Source organism: Citrobacter sp. VF227, assembly GCF_052950715.1.
In genome coordinates, this window is the sequence record NZ_JBRFVF010000001.1 from 904,504 (window position 1) to 919,945 (window position 15,442).

Sequence of the window (15,442 nt, forward strand, 5' to 3'; positions counted from 1 at the left end):
ATGAGTGAGACCATTAAAGCACTTAACAATATTCGTACACTCCGCGTACAGACTCGTGAGACAGACCTTACAACGCTTGAAGAGATGTTGCAAAAACTTACCGCTATAGTTGAAGATCGCCGTGAGGAAGCAAATGCAGTCCGTAAAGAACAAGAAGAACGTCAGGCTAAGCTTGAAGCCTTCCGTCAGAAACTGTTAGAAGATGGCATTGATCCTACAGAACTACTCGCTACAGTTGGCTCATCCCAACTAAAAGTAAAATCTACGCGTGCTCCACGCCCTGCAAAATACAAATATATCGATGAAAACGGCAATGAGCAAACTTGGACTGGTCAGGGACGTACCCCTAAAACAATCGCTAAATCACTTGAAGCAGGTAAAACACTGGAAGACTTTGCGATCTAACCTGAATACAGATAAAACCGTCAATTATTGGCGGTTTTTATCATGATGTGTATTGTCAAATAGCAAATCCCTATAATATATCCGCAGTTGCTTACGGCATGAATATCCGACAATCCGCAGCAATCGTTCCTGCATACTACATGGTATCGCAAATCCCCCCCCGCAAGAAATGTACATTATTGCACACTTTTCGTAGTTTTTATCCTATCCTTCATCTGTTATAGTTATTTTGTTTCTCTCATAACTATAATAAAGTTATCATCTTTTATCAGGATCCCCGTGGGTCCTTTTTTTTCATTAATACGCTAAGACTAAGTGATCATGGCAGTTGACCAATTTTCGGCAGAAGAAAGCGTACCTGTACTGAACATGATGATCACGGCTACGCGGTTGTAGCTCTTCAAGTGTTGTTTTCTGTTATATTGTCAGTTCAATTTTCATCAGGCTAGCATGGTCGTCATTTTCCCACAAACTTACGCATTTACAATAGTCACGGATTATGAACGTAGACCCTAAATATTTTTCTAGCGCTTTCAGCTAACGTCCTGTTGGATGTAGCCTGTTTTACTCAAGACTATTCCAATCTGGAAGATTATTAGCTACTCTTCTCCACCAGTGGTACAACGCCATAGAAATCCCCATCCAAACGTCAAATAGCAAACTTCTAGCAATAGCATCAGTTGGATCCATCCCCGATCCCTTCCATGTAAAAAACCACATCAGTATTCCCCAGACAGAGCCAATCGGTATTCCCATTAACAAAGCAACTTGCCAGAATCGAGCGAAAGGCAACGGAGGTATCTTGATACCCATTTTCCATGCAAGGCGTAACAGAGGGGGAGCATAGTTACTGCTCCACATTTTCTTGCTTTTCATAATGGAAATGGCTCGTTCTTTTTTCTCTTCAAAATCCATATAAGTCCTCTCTATTTTCATCTGAACCCTTATCAACATGAAGAGCCTGCTAAGCAATGGAACGTTCTGCCCAAAACCTCCCTCAGTTCTCTCTACTGAGGAAGTAGAAAGGCTATCAGGCACTACTTTGCCAGATGGCAACTACCATATCAGTTCAACCCCGTGTAAGCTTTAGACAAACTAGCAATACCTTCAACAGTTGAGTTATTACAATTTTTGTTATCAGTTTACCCGGTATGTTCGTCCACATTTCGTGTCCGGGATATCATTATTTGAATAAGCTTTCCGGCGATACGCGGTCACGCACCATTTTCTCAAGCAACTGTTGTAATCTCTTGGCCCTCAATTTTTGTGCCTTTTTCTCACCAATCTCCAGATAGTATTCTTCCCGGCGCTCCGCAACGACTTGGCGGAACTTCTTCAAAAGTTGTTCCAGTGCTTTGATATCGGTAGTAGCAGCTTCTGCTTGGATTTTTTTATACATATACATAACATGGAGTTCATCAATCATATTGGTTATCTCCGTTTCATTACAGGATTATTTCCCTCAGCACGAGGGAATATTGCCATTTTTCAATACTGATTCACAGTCATTTTTAACTTCCAGTAAATACGCTCATCAGCATGCTCCGGTTTTATATTTTTCAATACAAGTTCAATGATATGCTCTTTATGCCAGTATAAAATCGTTTCCTTTAACTTATCCATGTTGATCTCAGATACATCTTTGCCTCTTCCACTTTTAACATAGTCTTCAACTTCACAGGTAATCAACACATCATAAAGTATCTCTGATAACACCTCCCCTGTTAAAATATTCATGGCTGTTTCAGGTTGCTTTTCAGATATGCTATAGATCGTTTCGCAATATCCTTGTAATACATTTGTGATAAGATTTACGACCATTTCATTACTTTCATTTAAAACAATCTCTTTCATAGTGATTCCTTTTATTAAGTTAAATATTAGATAAATGTCGAAAAGGTATTAATACTATTTATTAGATACTATTTTGATGATTACAGAACCATATTTCAGATCCATCTCATCATACAGTGTCTCATTTACATAACGATTTAAATCATCTAGCAAGGTTTTATCATTCATGATTTCTTCGACAGAGCCACCTCTTAATGCGATAAATATATCCAAGCTCTCTTGGATAAGACTCATCACTTTAGGTGTTTTCTCACATAACATACTCACGATTACTGACATATCATTATTCATCTGTTTTCCTTTTGTTTATAGTTAGCCCCTTGCGGGGCAAGATTAGTTCTTACTTTCTAAAGTTTTCTGAATACCCTACCAGCAGGGCTGCCACTTGTTCAAAGTTGACATGATTAATATCACCGCAGTTTCCTTCTTGTGTGGTGAATCTTTCGAAGTTGTTCTGAATATGGTCAATCACATAAATAATAAATGGACTCATAAAATCCGGGTCATCCAGATAGTCATTGGCATCTCCATCACCATTGACTTCCATAAACATATTCCAGCTTGCGGAAAACGATCTACATGCGAGATCATAAAAAAGTTCGGTTGATTTATTTTCAATAATATTTTCTTTAGTCATGTTTATATCCTCATAATTAAATGCTTATTTTATTCATTTCGTTTTGTATTAGCCCCTTCCGGGGCCGAATAGATGATGCTATGGATTATGTATATAAAATACAGTGACTCATCACATGATGTATCTGCCTAAGATTGACAAGCACTTCATCAAAACATACGTTTTTAATCGATGCTTTATATTTATGTTTTTTCAAGAACTCATTGAAATCTTTCTTACCGTTCTCTATTATTGATTTTAAAACACCTTCCATATAACCATCGTCTTCAAGGTTATGATAGAATCTTTCGCCCATATACTCATGCATACATCGCAAATAGTAGTCATAGTCTTCGCCACTTTTCAGAACAAAATATTTTGTATCATCATTGCTAACATGTATTTCTATCTTTTTCACTTTCATTTCTCCATCCTCTTTTATGTTATTTATTATTTTTGCGTGAATCGGAAATAGTATTTTCAATCCAAGCATCAATATCACTTTCCACAAAGGCTACAGATCTTGCCCCTATGATTACCTTATTCGGGAACCGTCCCTCTTTGATAAGCTCATACATTGTGGTTCGACTAAATCCGACTCTTCTCAGAACTTCAGGAACACGGATTAATCTTTTACCTGCGATTTCATTTCTCATAGAACTTTGTTCGTTGTTGTTTCTCATTTGTCTTTTCCTCTGTTGTTTCGACGAGGACAATAATAGCGAATTCGCTTATGGCGTTTTAGGCATGTTGGCAGAAGAGTTTTTCGAAAAAACTGGGGGAGAGTGAACAGGAAAAAAATGGTTGAGGATGAATGTGATCACGTTCGCTCAGGGCGAACGTAACCCTTTTTTACTTGTCTTCTTTCTTCTTTTCGTCTTTGACGTGATCTACAATCTTCGTGTCTTTTAAGTAATTGTTTTCCATCATGTAATCTTCAAACGATTTCAGATAGTTTTCGTCTGTCAGCAACGCCATTGCAAGCGGATAGTCAGTCACCTTAAGCATTCCCTCATCCCTATCCTTCTCGCTGTTCTCATGAAGCAGCGATGACATCAGCGACAGTGAGATTTTGGTATCATTATTATCTGCCCCCCAAAAAATGAGATCCATCATAGGGATGAGTCGATAGTCGATGATTTTTCTCAGCGTGCTTTTGCCAAAACGATACTTCCGAACAGCCGGAGCGTTCATTTTTAACTGTTTTTTCCATTGAGGAATAAGCACCTTCAGGTGTTCGATGATGTCTTCAGTTGAAGCCTCTTGCAGGAAGATATCGACGGTAATTGAAGACAGACTTTTAATACCGGATTCTTTCAGATACTCCGACATGTATTCGGACTGACTTCTTTGGGATGTTTCAGGATGGGTTCCAATCAGAGTTAAACTTTTCGCATATAATTGTGCGTTGCTCCGGGTAACGGGGACCACTGCATAGGTTCTGGAAAGCCCATGTCCCTGCGTGGATGTGTCGCCGCTAAACAAAATTTCTCCTCTGAGGATCTTATAGCGGTAATCATCCAATAAAAGTCTGTTCAGAGGCGGTAACGAATCCCGTTTCAGCAACATCTTGTAGGCCAAGATACGCCGCTCAACCTCAACATAAAATTGCTGTAGGGTGAGTTTTTCTATCGCCTCATACCTTTCAACATCAAACCACTCTTCAAGCGCTTTTCTGAGTTCACTTCGTTTCATCCATCCTCCGAACACAGTTCGTTTTAAATATCCTTACAGAATCGGTTTCAAACAATTACTGTTCAACTATTTTTTCATCAGAGAGGCAAGGTGAACTAAGTCGTTGTAAAGAGTGTGATCTAAAGACGATAAAAGTGGATGCCCAGCAAGAAGCAACATGGTAAAAATGGCAATCTAGATATGAGAAATCAGAGCGAGATAAGGAAATTTTAATGCAGGGATTTATGCATGACAAAATCAAAAACTCTTTGTAAGTGATTGATTTTGTTGGATGATTGGCGGAGAGAGGGGGATTTGAACCCCCGGTAGAGTTGCCCCTACTCCGGTTTTCGAGACCGGTCCATTCAGCCGCTCTGGCATCTCTCCGTTTTAGCGGTTGCCATGATGCCAGGTAATTTGGCATTTTAACAGACCCAGTTCCGTCAATTTCGTTCAAGTGACGAGTTTGCGAGCAAAACGATGATTAAGTGGCCCTGGAAAGAACAAGAAACAACCCGGAGTGATGACTGGCCGTGGGATGACGCCCTGGCCATTCCCCTTCTTGTAAATCTCACCGAGCAAGAACAAGCCAGACTTATCGCCCTTGGCGAGCGCTTTTTGCAACAAAAAAGACTGGTCGCACTGCAGGGGTTTGAGCTGGACCCGCTGAAAAGTGCTCGTATCGCTCTGCTTTTCTGTTTACCTGTTCTGGAATTAGGGATCGAGTGGCTCGACGGGTTTCACGAAGTGCTCATCTACCCAGCCCCCTTCGTCGTGGACGATGAGTGGGAAGACGATATTGGGTTGGTGCATAATCAACGCGTTGTACAATCCGGACAGAGCTGGCAGCAAGGCCCGATAATCCTCAATTGGCTTGATATTCAGGATTCCTTTGATGCCTCCGGCTTTAATCTGATCATCCATGAAGTGGCGCATAAGCTTGATATGCGTAACGGCGATCGCGCCAGCGGTGTTCCGGCGATCCCCCTGCGCGATATTGCCGGTTGGGAACACGATCTGCATGCCGCAATGAACAACATTCAGGATGAAATCGATCTGGTTGGGGAAACCGCATGTAGCATAGATGCCTACGCAGCAACGGATCCGGCCGAATGCTTTGCCGTGTTATCCGAGTATTTTTTCAGCGCGCCTGAATTATTTGCTCCGCGTTTTCCTGCCTTATGGCAACGTTTCAACCAATTTTATCGCCAGAACCCTATGGAGCGGTTACGCGATACCCGAGAAGACGACGATTATCGCTCACCAAATGTGCATTAACACTGAATTTGAAGATTAATTAACCAATTGAAATGACGTACTAATTTTACTGTTGACACCTCATGATGAGGTCAGTAATATGCGCCTCGTTCACACGATTCCTCTGTAGTTCAGTCGGTAGAACGGCGGACTGTTAATCCGTATGTCACTGGTTCGAGTCCAGTCAGAGGAGCCAAATTTAAGAAGCCTGCTCAGGAAACTAAGCAGGCTTTTTGCATTTAAATCCGCCTTAAAACATCCCCTTTAAGCGGCCTGCCTGTCATAACATCCCCATTCCACGCCATATCACATCGTTGATTAAAGTTATGTAAATGTAAATTATTTACACTTTGCAATGATTGTAAGTGTTAGTGATTATCATTTATTGTACGCAAGCCATAAGAACGAGCCCCTGCTCGGTTCACTGTATGTTCCAATTACTCTGGGATAAAAACGATGAATGCTCTACCTCGCACCGGACTGCGCCGAATCACGCTTGCCTCTGCCCTGATTTTCTCTGTTAGCCTGCCGGCTTTCGCTCAGGAAACATTAACGCTATACACCACCCGCGAACCGGGCCTGATCCAACCTTTACTTGATAGCTGGACTAACACCAGCGGTATCAAAGTGAGTACGGTCTACATCAAGGACGGTATGCTTGAGCGTGTTAAAGCTGAAGGCAAAAACTCCCCTGCCGACCTGCTGATGACCGTCGATGCCGGTAATCTCATTGACTTAGTGGAAGCGGGTGTTACCCAACCGGTAGAATCCGAAGCGCTAAAAACCGCCATACCTGCCAACCTGCGCGGTGCGGATAATCAGTGGTTTGCGCTTTCTATGCGCGCCCGCGTTCTGTATGCCGAGAAGTCGCTGCCAATCGATAACTGGCACTACGAACAGCTCGCCAGCCCCGAGTACAAAGGTAAGGTTTGTATTCGTTCCGGTCAGCATCCGTACAATACGGCGCTGATCGCCGCGATGATTGCCCATCACGGTGAAGCCAAAACGGAAGAATGGCTGCGCGGCGTGAAGGCCAATCTGGCACGTAAAGCGACCGGCGGCGACCGTGACGTTGCTCGCGATATCCTCGGTGGAATATGTGATATTGGTCTGGCTAACTCCTATTACGTCGGCCATATGAAAAACGCCAAAGAAGGCAGCGATGCTCGTCAGTGGGGCGATGCCATTAAAGTTGTAAAACCTACCTTTGAAAATGGCGGAACGCACGTTAACATCAGCGGCGCTGCCGTAGCCCGCTATGCGCCAAATAAAGCCGATGCGGTTAAACTCTTGGAGTACCTGGTTTCCGCACCAGCTCAACAACAATATGCGAAAGCGAATTTTGAATATCCGGTACTGAAAGGCGTGACGCTTGACCCGGTTATCAGCGCCACAATTGGTGAAATCGACGTTGATAAAACGCCGCTAATCGAAATCGTGAAGTATCGTAAACAGGCTAGTCTGCTGGTAGATAAAGTTGGATTCGATCAATAAACCTCTGCAGGTTCTGACGTTACGCGGCCTGGTTTCCGGGCCGCAGTCATTATTAACGCCACTGCATCTTGGCGCGCTGTGCATAGCACTTGGCGTCCTGACCCCTATCGTTGCACTGATCTGGCAAGCCACTCAGGCCGATTTATCCCACTGGGATAATCTCATGACATATGTACTGCCTTCAGCGCTAAAAAACACAGTGCTGTTGCTGGCAGGTGTCGCGGTAATGGTCGGCGTCATTGGCGTAGGCAGCGCATGGGCGGTAACGGCATGGGATTTTCCTGGGCGCAAAATTCTCAGTTGGGCGCTGCTGTTGCCGCTGGCGATGCCGACCTACATCGTTGCCTTTGCCTGGCTCGATCTGCTGCACCCAATTGGCCCTCTGCAAACCTTTATTCGTTTCTTATTGGGCTTTGACAGCCCGAGACAGTTTCGCTTGCCCGATTTACGTTCCCTTTCCGGCGCAATCCTTCTGCTCGGCTTAGTACTTTATCCTTACGTCTATCTGACAACCCGTGCCATGTTTATCAGCCAGCCGGCCCATTTACTGGAAGCCGCACGTACGTTGGGATGTAGCGCTACCGGAACCTTTTTTCGCGTTGTTCTTCCCATGGCACGTCCGGCACTGGCCGTTGGGATCAGTCTGGCGCTGCTGGAAACGCTTAACGATATCGGCGCATCGGAATTCCTCGGAGTTCAAACGTTGACCGTTACCGTGTACACCACGTGGATCTCTCGCTCAGATTTATCAGCCGCTGCACAAATCGCCTGTATGATGCTGATGTTTATATTCTTGATTCTGACGCTGGAATTTTACGGCCGTAGAAAGCAGGGATTCAGCAGCAGGAGCCTGCGGGAAATTCAACCCACTCGCGTGCAGGGCTGGCGGGGCTGGCTACTTGGTATCGTTATTTCGCTGCCGGTTGTGCTGGGCTTTTTGGCCCCGGTCCTGTTTTTAATCTGGGAAAGCGCTAAACGCATAGGCGACGAGAACCCTGTTTCCTCCTCGTTACTGTCTGCATTACAAAATACGTTATCACTGGCAGCGGGAACCACGCTGGTGGTGGTTTGCGTCAGTATGTTAGTGGCCTGGAGCGCGCGTCATAGCGCCGCAGACAACACCATGCCAGGATTTCGTCGCGGCGTGATGCGTCTGGCCTCTTTAGGCTATGCGGTTCCCGGTACAATTCTGGCGATTGGGTTTTTAACCCCCGCCATGGCCGTCGACCGTTGGTTAGCAGATTTACTGGATGTTCGCGGCCTGCCGCTGATGTCTGCCGGGATCCTGCTGGTAATTTGCTGTGCCATGCGTTTTCAAGCGATTGCCATCGGCGCTCTGGACTCCGGCCTGGGACGTATTCCGCCATCCCTGGAACAGGCTTCGCGACTGTTGGGTGAGAATGGTATAGGGACATTTGCACGGGTTCATTTTCCATTGCTGCGCCCGGCGTTAGTGAGTAGCGCCCTGCTGGTTTTTGCCGATGCCATGAAAGAGCTGCCCACAACGCTGCTTTTACGACCAGTAAATTTCGAAACGCTGGCAACGTTGCTGTATGCAGAAGCTGCGCGTGGAACCTATGAAGAAGGTGCTATCGCCGCGCTAATGATTGTTTTAGCAGGTACGCTACCGGTTATTTTGTTGGTGCGTCACCAGATGACTCGCCGTGGTTAAGAGATCAACAATGTCAGAAATTGCATTACAACTCCGGGATGTGCATGTTGCCTACGGCAACAGCCAGCAATCGGTGCTGCACGGATTTTCAATGTCGGTACGTAAAGGGGAAATCGCCTGTCTGCTGGGCGCTTCAGGCTGCGGAAAAACCACGGTGTTACGCGCAGTTGCCGGATTTGAACGACTGCGCAGCGGAGAGATCTTTGTGTCGCAGCGCCGCGTGGCTGGCCACGGTGTTCATCTGCCGCCGGAAAAACGGCATGTCGGCATGGTCTTTCAGGAGTACGCCTTATTCCCTCATTTGACGGCGCAGCAAAATGTGGCCTTTGGGTTGCGACGCATGCCGCGTGAAGAGCAAAAGTTCCGTGTGGAGGAGCTGTTAAAAATGGTGGAACTACACAGCCATGCCAGCCGGTATCCGCATGAACTTTCCGGCGGTCAGCAGCAGCGTATCGCGCTGGCACGGGCGCTGGCCCCGCATCCAGAAATCCTGTTGCTCGACGAACCTTTTTCCAGCCTTGATAAGCGTACACGTGAGCGTCTTGGCAACGAGGTGCGGGATATTTTGCGCGCGGCCGGGCAAACGGCACTGCTGGTTACCCACAGCGAACACGAAGCGCAGCTGATGGCAGACCATATTGGCGTGGTAAAAATGGGGCAGTATCAAATAAAAAAGCGCCCCATCCGACCTGAACGTCACCAGGGTCGCCCTGAAAATTAATAATGTTTCTGTACCAGGCTGATGTTCACCGGCATACCGGAGCGTCTTTCCAGCGCCTGATTGCCGCGACTCACATCCACGTCATTCCCGCTAATGAAAGTGCGCAGCGCGGGAGTGACCGGCAAGGGAACCTTTCTGTCAGACTCGTATTCCGAACGGTTTCTTGACAAGGGTTCGTGCACTTCCACCCAGCGACTCCCGTCCGGCTCTACGCTGTATTTCACCGGTCGGTCTATCAGTTGCACACGCGTCCCTACCGGTACGGTATCAAACAGATATTTAATGTCGTCGTTACGCAAACGGATGCAACCCTGGCTTACCCGCAGACCAATACCGAAATTCGCATTTGTGCCATGAATGGCATAAAGCCTGCCGATATAAATCGCATACAACCCCATCGGGTTATCTGGCCCTGCAGGAACAAATACCGGCAAACTTTCCCCGCGAGCCGCGTATTCACGTCGGGTATTAGGCGTCGGCGTCCAGCTCGGCGCTTCCTGCTTACGTTCTACCGCCGTCACCCAATTGCGCGGCGTTTCTCTGCCCGCCTGACCAATACCGATGGGCAAAACTTCAACCGTATTGCCGCCAGCGGGATAATAGTAAAGACGCATTTCTGCGACATTGATGACAATCCCCTCGCGTACGGTATCGGGTAATATCAATTGCTGTGGCACAACCAACGTTGAACCAGACTTAGGCAGAAAAACATCCACGCCGGGATTGGCTTCAAGCATGTTACTCAACCCCTGCCCGTACTGCGCGGCAAAGGCTTCCAGCGGTTGAGTATTGCCATCTGGAATAGTGATTGTCAGAGGGGTGCCCACCAGGCGACTGCCTTCTGGCGGCAGCGGATAACTCACTGCTTGTGATCCCTGACTCACAAGCAGTGCAAAAAGCGCAAAAATCAGTTTTACCCGACGCATTTTTTCCTTTCCTTCGTCGCAGCCGATATCCGTTAAGTATAGCTTTTTTATCTGTTTTAGGGAGTTACATCGAGTTGGCTGATGAAAACCCCGCACTCAAACGGGGTTACAGCTGGCTATGCTTCCTTCCCATCCGGAAGCACAATGTTGCTGGCGGCTAGCTGCCCCATGTTACTGTACATGGCACAGGCGGCTTCAATAATTGGCATCGCCAGAGCGGCCCCGCTGCCTTCCCCCAAACGCATCCCCATATTGAGATACGGATCCAGTTCAAGATGCGCCAGCGCGGTGCGGGCGCCCTTCTCAGCGGAGAAATGTGACGGTATCAGATAGGGTTTAATCTGCGGCGCAATCTGGCAGGCTGCCAGCGCAGCAGAGTAAGAGAGAAAACCATCCAGCACAACTGGAAGGCCACAGGTGGCTGCCCCCAACATCACACCCGCCATGCCGACAAGATCAAACCCACCAACTTTAGCCAGTACATCAATACCGTCATTGCGATCCGGTTGATTGACGGCAATGGCTCGCCGCACAACGTCTACTTTATTGCCTACTCTTGAAAGCGGCAGGTTAGCGCCGATACCGACCACATTCTCGGCATCGCTTCCAGTCAGCACGCTGACGATTGCCGCCGCGGGTGTCGTGTTGGCCATACCAAGTTCACCAACCCCAAACAGCGTTACGCCGTCCCTGGCCAGTCCATGAGTATAACGGATAACTTCCAGCAGTAGCTCCTCGGCCTGTGAACGGCTCATTGCCGGGCCCTGGGCAATATTGCCGCAGCCGCGCGCCACGCGCATATTTACTACGCCAGGAATAGGTTCAGCATCAATACCGACATCAATCACATGTACCTTTGCCCCCGCCTGAGCAGCCAGCACGCAAACGCCGGTCGTCCCACGCGTCATATTAGCAGCCTGAATAGCCGTGACGATTTTAGGCGAAACGGCAACCCCTTCATCCCACACGCCGTGATCGGCGCACATCACCAGCATCGCTTTGCCATTCACATGCGGAACGCCCTTCAGGCCGGGCATTCCGGCCAATTGCACAGCGAGTGACTCGAGCCGACCAAGACTTCCCGGTGGCTTAAGCAAGCCATCGATATGCTGCTGTGCACGCAGCATCGCGGCACTATCAGGTGAAGGTATGGTGTGGAGTAAAGAGGTTAAAGTCTGCATAGGGGTTCCAGTATGTTGGCTGACTCAGAGCAGAGCCAGCAGGAAAATCAACTCGCCAAGTTCAATGGCTGCGCCCAGCGTATCGCCGGTTTGCCCACCCAACGTGCGTTTTAATAACTGCCCAAGAATGAAAATCGCCACTATCGTGACAACCAGTGCTGCTACGCCGTGCATACCGGGAAGCAGTACGGCGGCAAGGACTGCCGCAAATCCCAACGTAACGCAGGTTTGACGCCCGGAGACTTTGCCGATAAAGACATTGCCCAGCCCTTCTTCGCGAGCGTAACGATGTCGATACATCAGCAAAACAGCGGTACCCCGCCCGGCAACACAAGCCGCAGCAAGCGCCGCCAGCATCGGTGTGCCACGCAAAGCCAGTTCGCTCACCACCAGCACTTTCGCCAACAAGACGAAAATCAACGCCAGTCCGCCGTGGGTTCCCAGGCGGCTGTCGCGCATGATTTCCAGCATCCGTTCGCGTCGACGGGCAGAGAAAATACCGTCACAGGTATCCGCCAGACCATCGAGATGAAAACCACCGGTCAGCAGCGCGAGGGTCAACACTGCAAACAGCGCCGCCAGGGGGATACCGCACCAGGCCTGCAGCGCCATAAAGACCAGTCCCGTTATCCCGCCCAGCACCACGCCAATCAGCGGAAACATCACAATGCCACGTGAATAGTGCTCGAAATCCAGTCCTTGCGACCAGCGAGCAGGAACGGGCAAGCGACTGATAAAAGAGAGCATTGCCCAGAACAACTTACTCATTTAATTTTGACTCCAATTCCTGATACCACCAGCCAGACCTCATCGGCTGCTGCTGCCAGTCGCTGATTCACACGTCCTGCAATATCGCGAAAATGCCGTGCCAGACGGTTCTCCGGAACAATCCCCATTCCTACCTCATTCGTGACCAGCACAACCTTTGCCGGGCATCGCTGACAGGCGGCAATCAGCGAACGGATCTCATCCTCGATCGACTGTTCCATCGCCGCGTAATCCCAGTTATCCGGATTGCTGTCACCGCCCAGCGCAAACAGCAGGTTGGTCACCATCGTGGTGATGCACTCCAGCAGAATGGATTCTTGCGGATCGTTTGCAGCCGTTATCAGTTCATCGAGATGTTGCCAGCATTCGGCTGTACGCCAGTGCGCAGGGCGTCCATCGCGATGATGCTGAATTCGTGCCGCCATCTCCTCATCAAAGATCTGCGAAGTCGCGATATACAAAACGTTTGGAGAATCCGCGATCAGCGCTTCCGCATGTCGACTTTTACCGCTTCGCGCGCCGCCGGTAACCAGAATCATCATACTGGCTCCCGGTGTTGCTGCATGATGGTATAAATTTTATCAATATCGATGTGTTGCCGCATCGCATCCGCCAGCAGATCAAACTGCTGCGATTTATATTGCGCGTAATGGAAGGTGGAATCCAGCGGTGCTAACCCTTTACGTACGCGCAGGCCATTAACCAGCCCCCGGGTAAATTCATCGCTGTCAAATAGACCGTGAAGATAAGTACCAAACGCTAGGCCATCCGGCGTAACCGCGCCGTCAGCCACGTTGCCACCGTCCTTGCACAGCGTCATCACCGCCCGGCATTCTTCAGTTAAGGTCGTTTCGCCCATGTGAATTTCATAACCACGAACGGATAACCCCGCCGCGCCCGCCAGCCAGTCAGGCAGCGAGGAGGACATTTTTCCCTCAACCAAAGTGGTAGTTTTGTGCTGGGCAAAATGCGTTACAGTATTGAGCAAGCCCAGCCCCGGCAGCGTGCCGAGTCCTGACTCCACTTCATCGATGATCGTATCGCCGAGCATTTGATAGCCACCGCAAATCCCCACCACCGGCACGTTGTTACTATGCAATTGCACGACACCGTGCGCCATCCCGCTCTCACGCAGCCACACCAGATCGCCCAGCGTATTTTTACTGCCCGGCAGAATCACCAGATCGGCCCCCGCCAGTTCTTCAGGCTGACGCACATAGCGCACACGTACATCCGGCTGTGCGGCAAGCGCATTGAAATCAGTAAAATTCGAAATGTGCGGTATTTGCACAACGGCGATGTCGATGTCGCGCTTATCAGTGCGCAAATATTTACCCTTTTGCAGCGCTACGCCATCTTCATCTTCCAGATCCACATCCAGCCATGGCATGACGCCCAGAACCGGCACTCCGGTCAGCGCTTCAATTTGCTCAATACCGGAATACAGCAACGCCACATCACCGCGAAATTTATTGATGATCACCCCTTTGACCCTGGCGCGTTCATGATCGTGCAATAGCGCCAGTGTGCCGTAAATGGAGGCAAACACCCCGCCACGGTCGATATCCGCCACCAAAATGACAGGACATCGCGCCATTTCAGCCATACCCATATTGACGATATCGCGATCGCGCAGGTTAATCTCTGCCGGGCTTCCCGCCCCCTCCAGCACCAGCACATCGAACTCTTGCGCCAGACTGTTATAAACTGACAGGATTTGATCCCGCAGACGCGGTTTATACTCGTGGTAGCTCACCGCATCCATGTCGGTCGCGACTTTGCCCATCAGCACAACCTGCGCTTTACGGTCGCTGGTTGGTTTAAGCAGCACCGGATTCATACGCACATCTGGCGTAATCCCTGCAGCTTCGGCCTGAAAAATTTGTGCGCGCCCCATCTCTTTGCCTTCTGGCGTAATGCCAGAGTTCAGCGCCATGTTTTGCGATTTGAACGGCGCAGTACGCAGTCCATCCTGATAAAATATTCGACACAGCCCGGCGACCAACACGCTTTTACCCACATCAGATGCCGTTCCCTGCAACATTATCGCCTGCGTCATGACGCCTCCTTCAGTGCGTTCTCTCGCATACAACTAAAAAATTCAGCCTCTGTTTTACACAGCGGGAAGCCCAGCTCTGTATGCAGCTTCACCAGCCAGGGCTGAGTTAATCCCGCTTGTTCAATCAGTTCCGTACGGGCGAAAACGTCCCCCGGCGTGCCGTGTGTTAGCACCTCGCCCCGGCGTAAAACGTAAACTGCATCACTGACTTCATAGATAAGATCGATATCATGGCTGGAGATAACCACGTGGTTGCCTTGCGCTACGATGCGTTTGATTATCTCAATCATCTGCGTACGGCCTGATGGGTCAAGCCCTGCTGTAGGCTCATCCAGCAACAGGTATTGCGCCTGCAACACCAACGCCCCGGCAATTGCCACACGTTTTTTTTGCCCGTGACTTAAACACTGAATCGGTTGATGGCGAAAATGCTGAGCATCGACCAGCGTCAGCGCATCTTCCACCCGGCGGGCGATTTCAGCTTCATCCACGCCAAGGTTGCGCAGGCTGAAAGCAATGTCACTGTCGATATCGGTGTAAAAGATTTGCTGATCGGGATCCTGAAATACAGTAGCCACCTGCTGACGCAGTGCCAGTAGGCCACGCTTGCTGTAATCCAACGGTTTGCCTTGCCACATCACTGCCCCTTGCTGCGGGCGCAGTAAGCCACTCAGATTCATAAATAGCGTGGATTTTCCGCAGCCATTGGCACCAACCAACCCCGTAACGGCATGCGTAGAAAAGTCCAGCGTTAGCCCCTTGAGGATCGGGTCATCCTGATAGCGAAACCAAAGCGCTGAGGTGGCAAGCATACT

At 49.0% G+C, this 15,442-nt stretch carries 19 protein-coding genes and 2 tRNA genes; 6 read left to right on the forward strand and 15 right to left on the reverse strand.

From position 1 onward, the window contains the following. Window positions 1–405 (forward strand): H-NS family histone-like protein, encoded by a 405-nt coding sequence (locus ACU8YC_RS04535; RefSeq protein ID WP_446895049.1) that lies wholly within the window; start codon window positions 1–3, stop codon window positions 403–405. 564 nt (window positions 406–969) lie between these two features. On the opposite strand, the gene ACU8YC_RS04540 is transcribed toward ACU8YC_RS04535, so the two are convergent. The 9 genes from ACU8YC_RS04540 to ACU8YC_RS04580 form a co-directional block, all read right to left on the reverse strand. Continuing rightward, complete coding sequence (locus ACU8YC_RS04540; protein WP_446895050.1) at window positions 970–1,320, reverse strand: DUF6404 family protein; 351 nt, start codon at window positions 1,318–1,320, stop codon at window positions 970–972. 268 nt (window positions 1,321–1,588) lie between these two features. Continuing rightward, window positions 1,589–1,831 (reverse strand): H-NS family histone-like protein, encoded by a 243-nt coding sequence (locus tag ACU8YC_RS04545; RefSeq protein ID WP_446895051.1) that lies wholly within the window; start codon window positions 1,829–1,831, stop codon window positions 1,589–1,591. 62 nt (window positions 1,832–1,893) lie between these two features. Beyond that, window positions 1,894–2,259, reverse strand: a complete 366-nt coding sequence (locus ACU8YC_RS04550) for a hypothetical protein (RefSeq protein WP_446895052.1) — start codon at window positions 2,257–2,259, stop codon at window positions 1,894–1,896. Between the two features lie 54 nt (window positions 2,260–2,313). Further along, on the reverse strand, window positions 2,314–2,550 hold the full coding sequence (locus ACU8YC_RS04555) for a hypothetical protein (protein WP_446895053.1): 237 nt from the start codon (window positions 2,548–2,550) through the stop codon (window positions 2,314–2,316). A gap of 49 nt (window positions 2,551–2,599) precedes the next feature. Continuing rightward, window positions 2,600–2,896 carry a hypothetical protein gene (locus ACU8YC_RS04560; protein ID WP_446895054.1) on the reverse strand — a complete coding sequence of 99 codons (297 nt, stop codon included), beginning with the start codon at window positions 2,894–2,896 and terminating at the stop codon, window positions 2,600–2,602. A gap of 85 nt (window positions 2,897–2,981) precedes the next feature. Then, the gene (locus ACU8YC_RS04565) at window positions 2,982–3,299 is read right to left on the reverse strand and encodes a hypothetical protein (RefSeq protein ID WP_446895055.1); all 318 of its coding nucleotides are present in this window, start codon (window positions 3,297–3,299) and stop codon (window positions 2,982–2,984) included. A 19-nt stretch (window positions 3,300–3,318) separates the two neighbouring features. Then, window positions 3,319–3,531, reverse strand: a complete 213-nt coding sequence (locus ACU8YC_RS04570) for a helix-turn-helix transcriptional regulator (protein WP_425969481.1) — start codon at window positions 3,529–3,531, stop codon at window positions 3,319–3,321. A 196-nt stretch (window positions 3,532–3,727) separates the two neighbouring features. Then, on the reverse strand, window positions 3,728–4,570 hold the full coding sequence (locus ACU8YC_RS04575; RefSeq protein ID WP_446895056.1) for a DUF6387 family protein: 843 nt from the start codon (window positions 4,568–4,570) through the stop codon (window positions 3,728–3,730). Window positions 4,571–4,846: 276 nt separating this feature from the next. Continuing rightward, window positions 4,847–4,936, reverse strand: a tRNA-Ser gene (locus tag ACU8YC_RS04580). A 93-nt stretch (window positions 4,937–5,029) separates the two neighbouring features. Here ACU8YC_RS04580 and mtfA point away from each other — a divergent pair. The 5 genes from mtfA to ACU8YC_RS04605 all read left to right on the forward strand — a co-directional run bounded on the left by mtfA (window position 5,030) and on the right by ACU8YC_RS04605 (window position 9,693). After that, window positions 5,030–5,827, forward strand: coding sequence for a DgsA anti-repressor MtfA (gene mtfA / locus ACU8YC_RS04585; RefSeq protein WP_151218921.1), 798 nt, complete (start codon window positions 5,030–5,032; stop codon window positions 5,825–5,827). A 99-nt stretch (window positions 5,828–5,926) separates the two neighbouring features. Then, window positions 5,927–6,002: transfer RNA gene (locus tag ACU8YC_RS04590), tRNA-Asn, on the forward strand. Between the two features lie 260 nt (window positions 6,003–6,262). Further along, entirely contained in the window at window positions 6,263–7,300 is a 1,038-nt protein-coding gene (locus ACU8YC_RS04595) for an extracellular solute-binding protein (protein ID WP_286544418.1), read from the forward strand. Then, a complete protein-coding gene (locus tag ACU8YC_RS04600; protein WP_252837703.1) occupies window positions 7,284–8,972 on the forward strand; it encodes an ABC transporter permease in 1,689 nt (562 codons plus the stop codon). The genes ACU8YC_RS04595 and ACU8YC_RS04600 overlap by 17 nt, the downstream gene beginning before the upstream one ends. Before the next feature lie 10 nt (window positions 8,973–8,982). Then, on the forward strand, window positions 8,983–9,693 hold the full coding sequence (locus ACU8YC_RS04605) for an ABC transporter ATP-binding protein (protein WP_446895057.1): 711 nt from the start codon (window positions 8,983–8,985) through the stop codon (window positions 9,691–9,693). Here the strand turns inward: ACU8YC_RS04605 and ldtA are convergent. The 6 genes from ldtA to ACU8YC_RS04635 form a co-directional block, all read right to left on the reverse strand. Then, window positions 9,690–10,619, reverse strand: a complete 930-nt coding sequence (gene ldtA, locus ACU8YC_RS04610; protein ID WP_414438041.1) for a L,D-transpeptidase — start codon at window positions 10,617–10,619, stop codon at window positions 9,690–9,692. The two genes, ACU8YC_RS04605 and ldtA, sit on opposite strands and share 4 nt — an antisense overlap. A 116-nt stretch (window positions 10,620–10,735) precedes the next feature. After that, a complete protein-coding gene (gene cobT / locus ACU8YC_RS04615; RefSeq protein ID WP_446895058.1) occupies window positions 10,736–11,800 on the reverse strand; it encodes a nicotinate-nucleotide--dimethylbenzimidazole phosphoribosyltransferase in 1,065 nt (354 codons plus the stop codon). Between the two features lie 24 nt (window positions 11,801–11,824). Beyond that, a complete protein-coding gene (gene cobS / locus ACU8YC_RS04620; RefSeq protein ID WP_210904630.1) occupies window positions 11,825–12,568 on the reverse strand; it encodes an adenosylcobinamide-GDP ribazoletransferase in 744 nt (247 codons plus the stop codon). Beyond that, the gene (gene cobU, locus ACU8YC_RS04625) at window positions 12,565–13,110 is read right to left on the reverse strand and encodes a bifunctional adenosylcobinamide kinase/adenosylcobinamide-phosphate guanylyltransferase (protein ID WP_414438042.1); all 546 of its coding nucleotides are present in this window, start codon (window positions 13,108–13,110) and stop codon (window positions 12,565–12,567) included. Before cobU ends, cobS begins: the two co-directional genes overlap by 4 nt. Continuing rightward, a complete protein-coding gene (locus tag ACU8YC_RS04630; RefSeq protein ID WP_187252229.1) occupies window positions 13,107–14,627 on the reverse strand; it encodes a cobyric acid synthase in 1,521 nt (506 codons plus the stop codon). The genes cobU and ACU8YC_RS04630 overlap by 4 nt, the downstream gene beginning before the upstream one ends. Continuing rightward, entirely contained in the window at window positions 14,624–15,439 is an 816-nt protein-coding gene (locus ACU8YC_RS04635) for an energy-coupling factor ABC transporter ATP-binding protein (RefSeq protein ID WP_210904628.1), read from the reverse strand. Before ACU8YC_RS04635 ends, ACU8YC_RS04630 begins: the two co-directional genes overlap by 4 nt. Window positions 15,440–15,442 lie beyond the last annotated feature (3 nt).

Bases quoted from the DNA above. Each gene is read 5' to 3' on its own strand.
- ACU8YC_RS04555 (WP_446895053.1), bottom strand. From the start codon at position 2,550: ATGAATAATGATATGTCAGTAATCGTGAGTATGTTATGTGAGAAAACA.
- ACU8YC_RS04560 (WP_446895054.1), bottom strand. From the start codon at position 2,896: ATGACTAAAGAAAATATTATTGAAAATAAATCAACCGAACTTTTTTAT.
- ACU8YC_RS04540 (WP_446895050.1), bottom strand. From the start codon at position 1,320: ATGGATTTTGAAGAGAAAAAAGAACGAGCCATTTCCATTATGAAAAGC.
- cobS (WP_210904630.1), bottom strand. From the start codon at position 12,568: ATGAGTAAGTTGTTCTGGGCAATGCTCTCTTTTATCAGTCGCTTGCCC.
- ACU8YC_RS04605 (WP_446895057.1), top strand. From the start codon at position 8,983: ATGTCAGAAATTGCATTACAACTCCGGGATGTGCATGTTGCCTACGGC.
- ACU8YC_RS04630 (WP_187252229.1), bottom strand. From the start codon at position 14,627: ATGACGCAGGCGATAATGTTGCAGGGAACGGCATCTGATGTGGGTAAA.
- ACU8YC_RS04550 (WP_446895052.1), bottom strand. From the start codon at position 2,259: ATGAAAGAGATTGTTTTAAATGAAAGTAATGAAATGGTCGTAAATCTT.
- cobT (WP_446895058.1), bottom strand. From the start codon at position 11,800: ATGCAGACTTTAACCTCTTTACTCCACACCATACCTTCACCTGATAGT.
- ACU8YC_RS04535 (WP_446895049.1), top strand. From the start codon at position 1: ATGAGTGAGACCATTAAAGCACTTAACAATATTCGTACACTCCGCGTA.
- ACU8YC_RS04595 (WP_286544418.1), top strand. From the start codon at position 6,263: ATGAATGCTCTACCTCGCACCGGACTGCGCCGAATCACGCTTGCCTCT.
- ACU8YC_RS04575 (WP_446895056.1), bottom strand. From the start codon at position 4,570: ATGAAACGAAGTGAACTCAGAAAAGCGCTTGAAGAGTGGTTTGATGTT.
- ACU8YC_RS04635 (WP_210904628.1), bottom strand. From the start codon at position 15,439: ATGCTTGCCACCTCAGCGCTTTGGTTTCGCTATCAGGATGACCCGATC.
- cobU (WP_414438042.1), bottom strand. From the start codon at position 13,110: ATGATGATTCTGGTTACCGGCGGCGCGCGAAGCGGTAAAAGTCGACAT.
- ACU8YC_RS04565 (WP_446895055.1), bottom strand. From the start codon at position 3,299: ATGAAAGTGAAAAAGATAGAAATACATGTTAGCAATGATGATACAAAA.
- mtfA (WP_151218921.1), top strand. From the start codon at position 5,030: ATGATTAAGTGGCCCTGGAAAGAACAAGAAACAACCCGGAGTGATGAC.
- ldtA (WP_414438041.1), bottom strand. From the start codon at position 10,619: ATGCGTCGGGTAAAACTGATTTTTGCGCTTTTTGCACTGCTTGTGAGT.
- ACU8YC_RS04545 (WP_446895051.1), bottom strand. From the start codon at position 1,831: ATGATTGATGAACTCCATGTTATGTATATGTATAAAAAAATCCAAGCA.
- ACU8YC_RS04570 (WP_425969481.1), bottom strand. From the start codon at position 3,531: ATGAGAAATGAAATCGCAGGTAAAAGATTAATCCGTGTTCCTGAAGTT.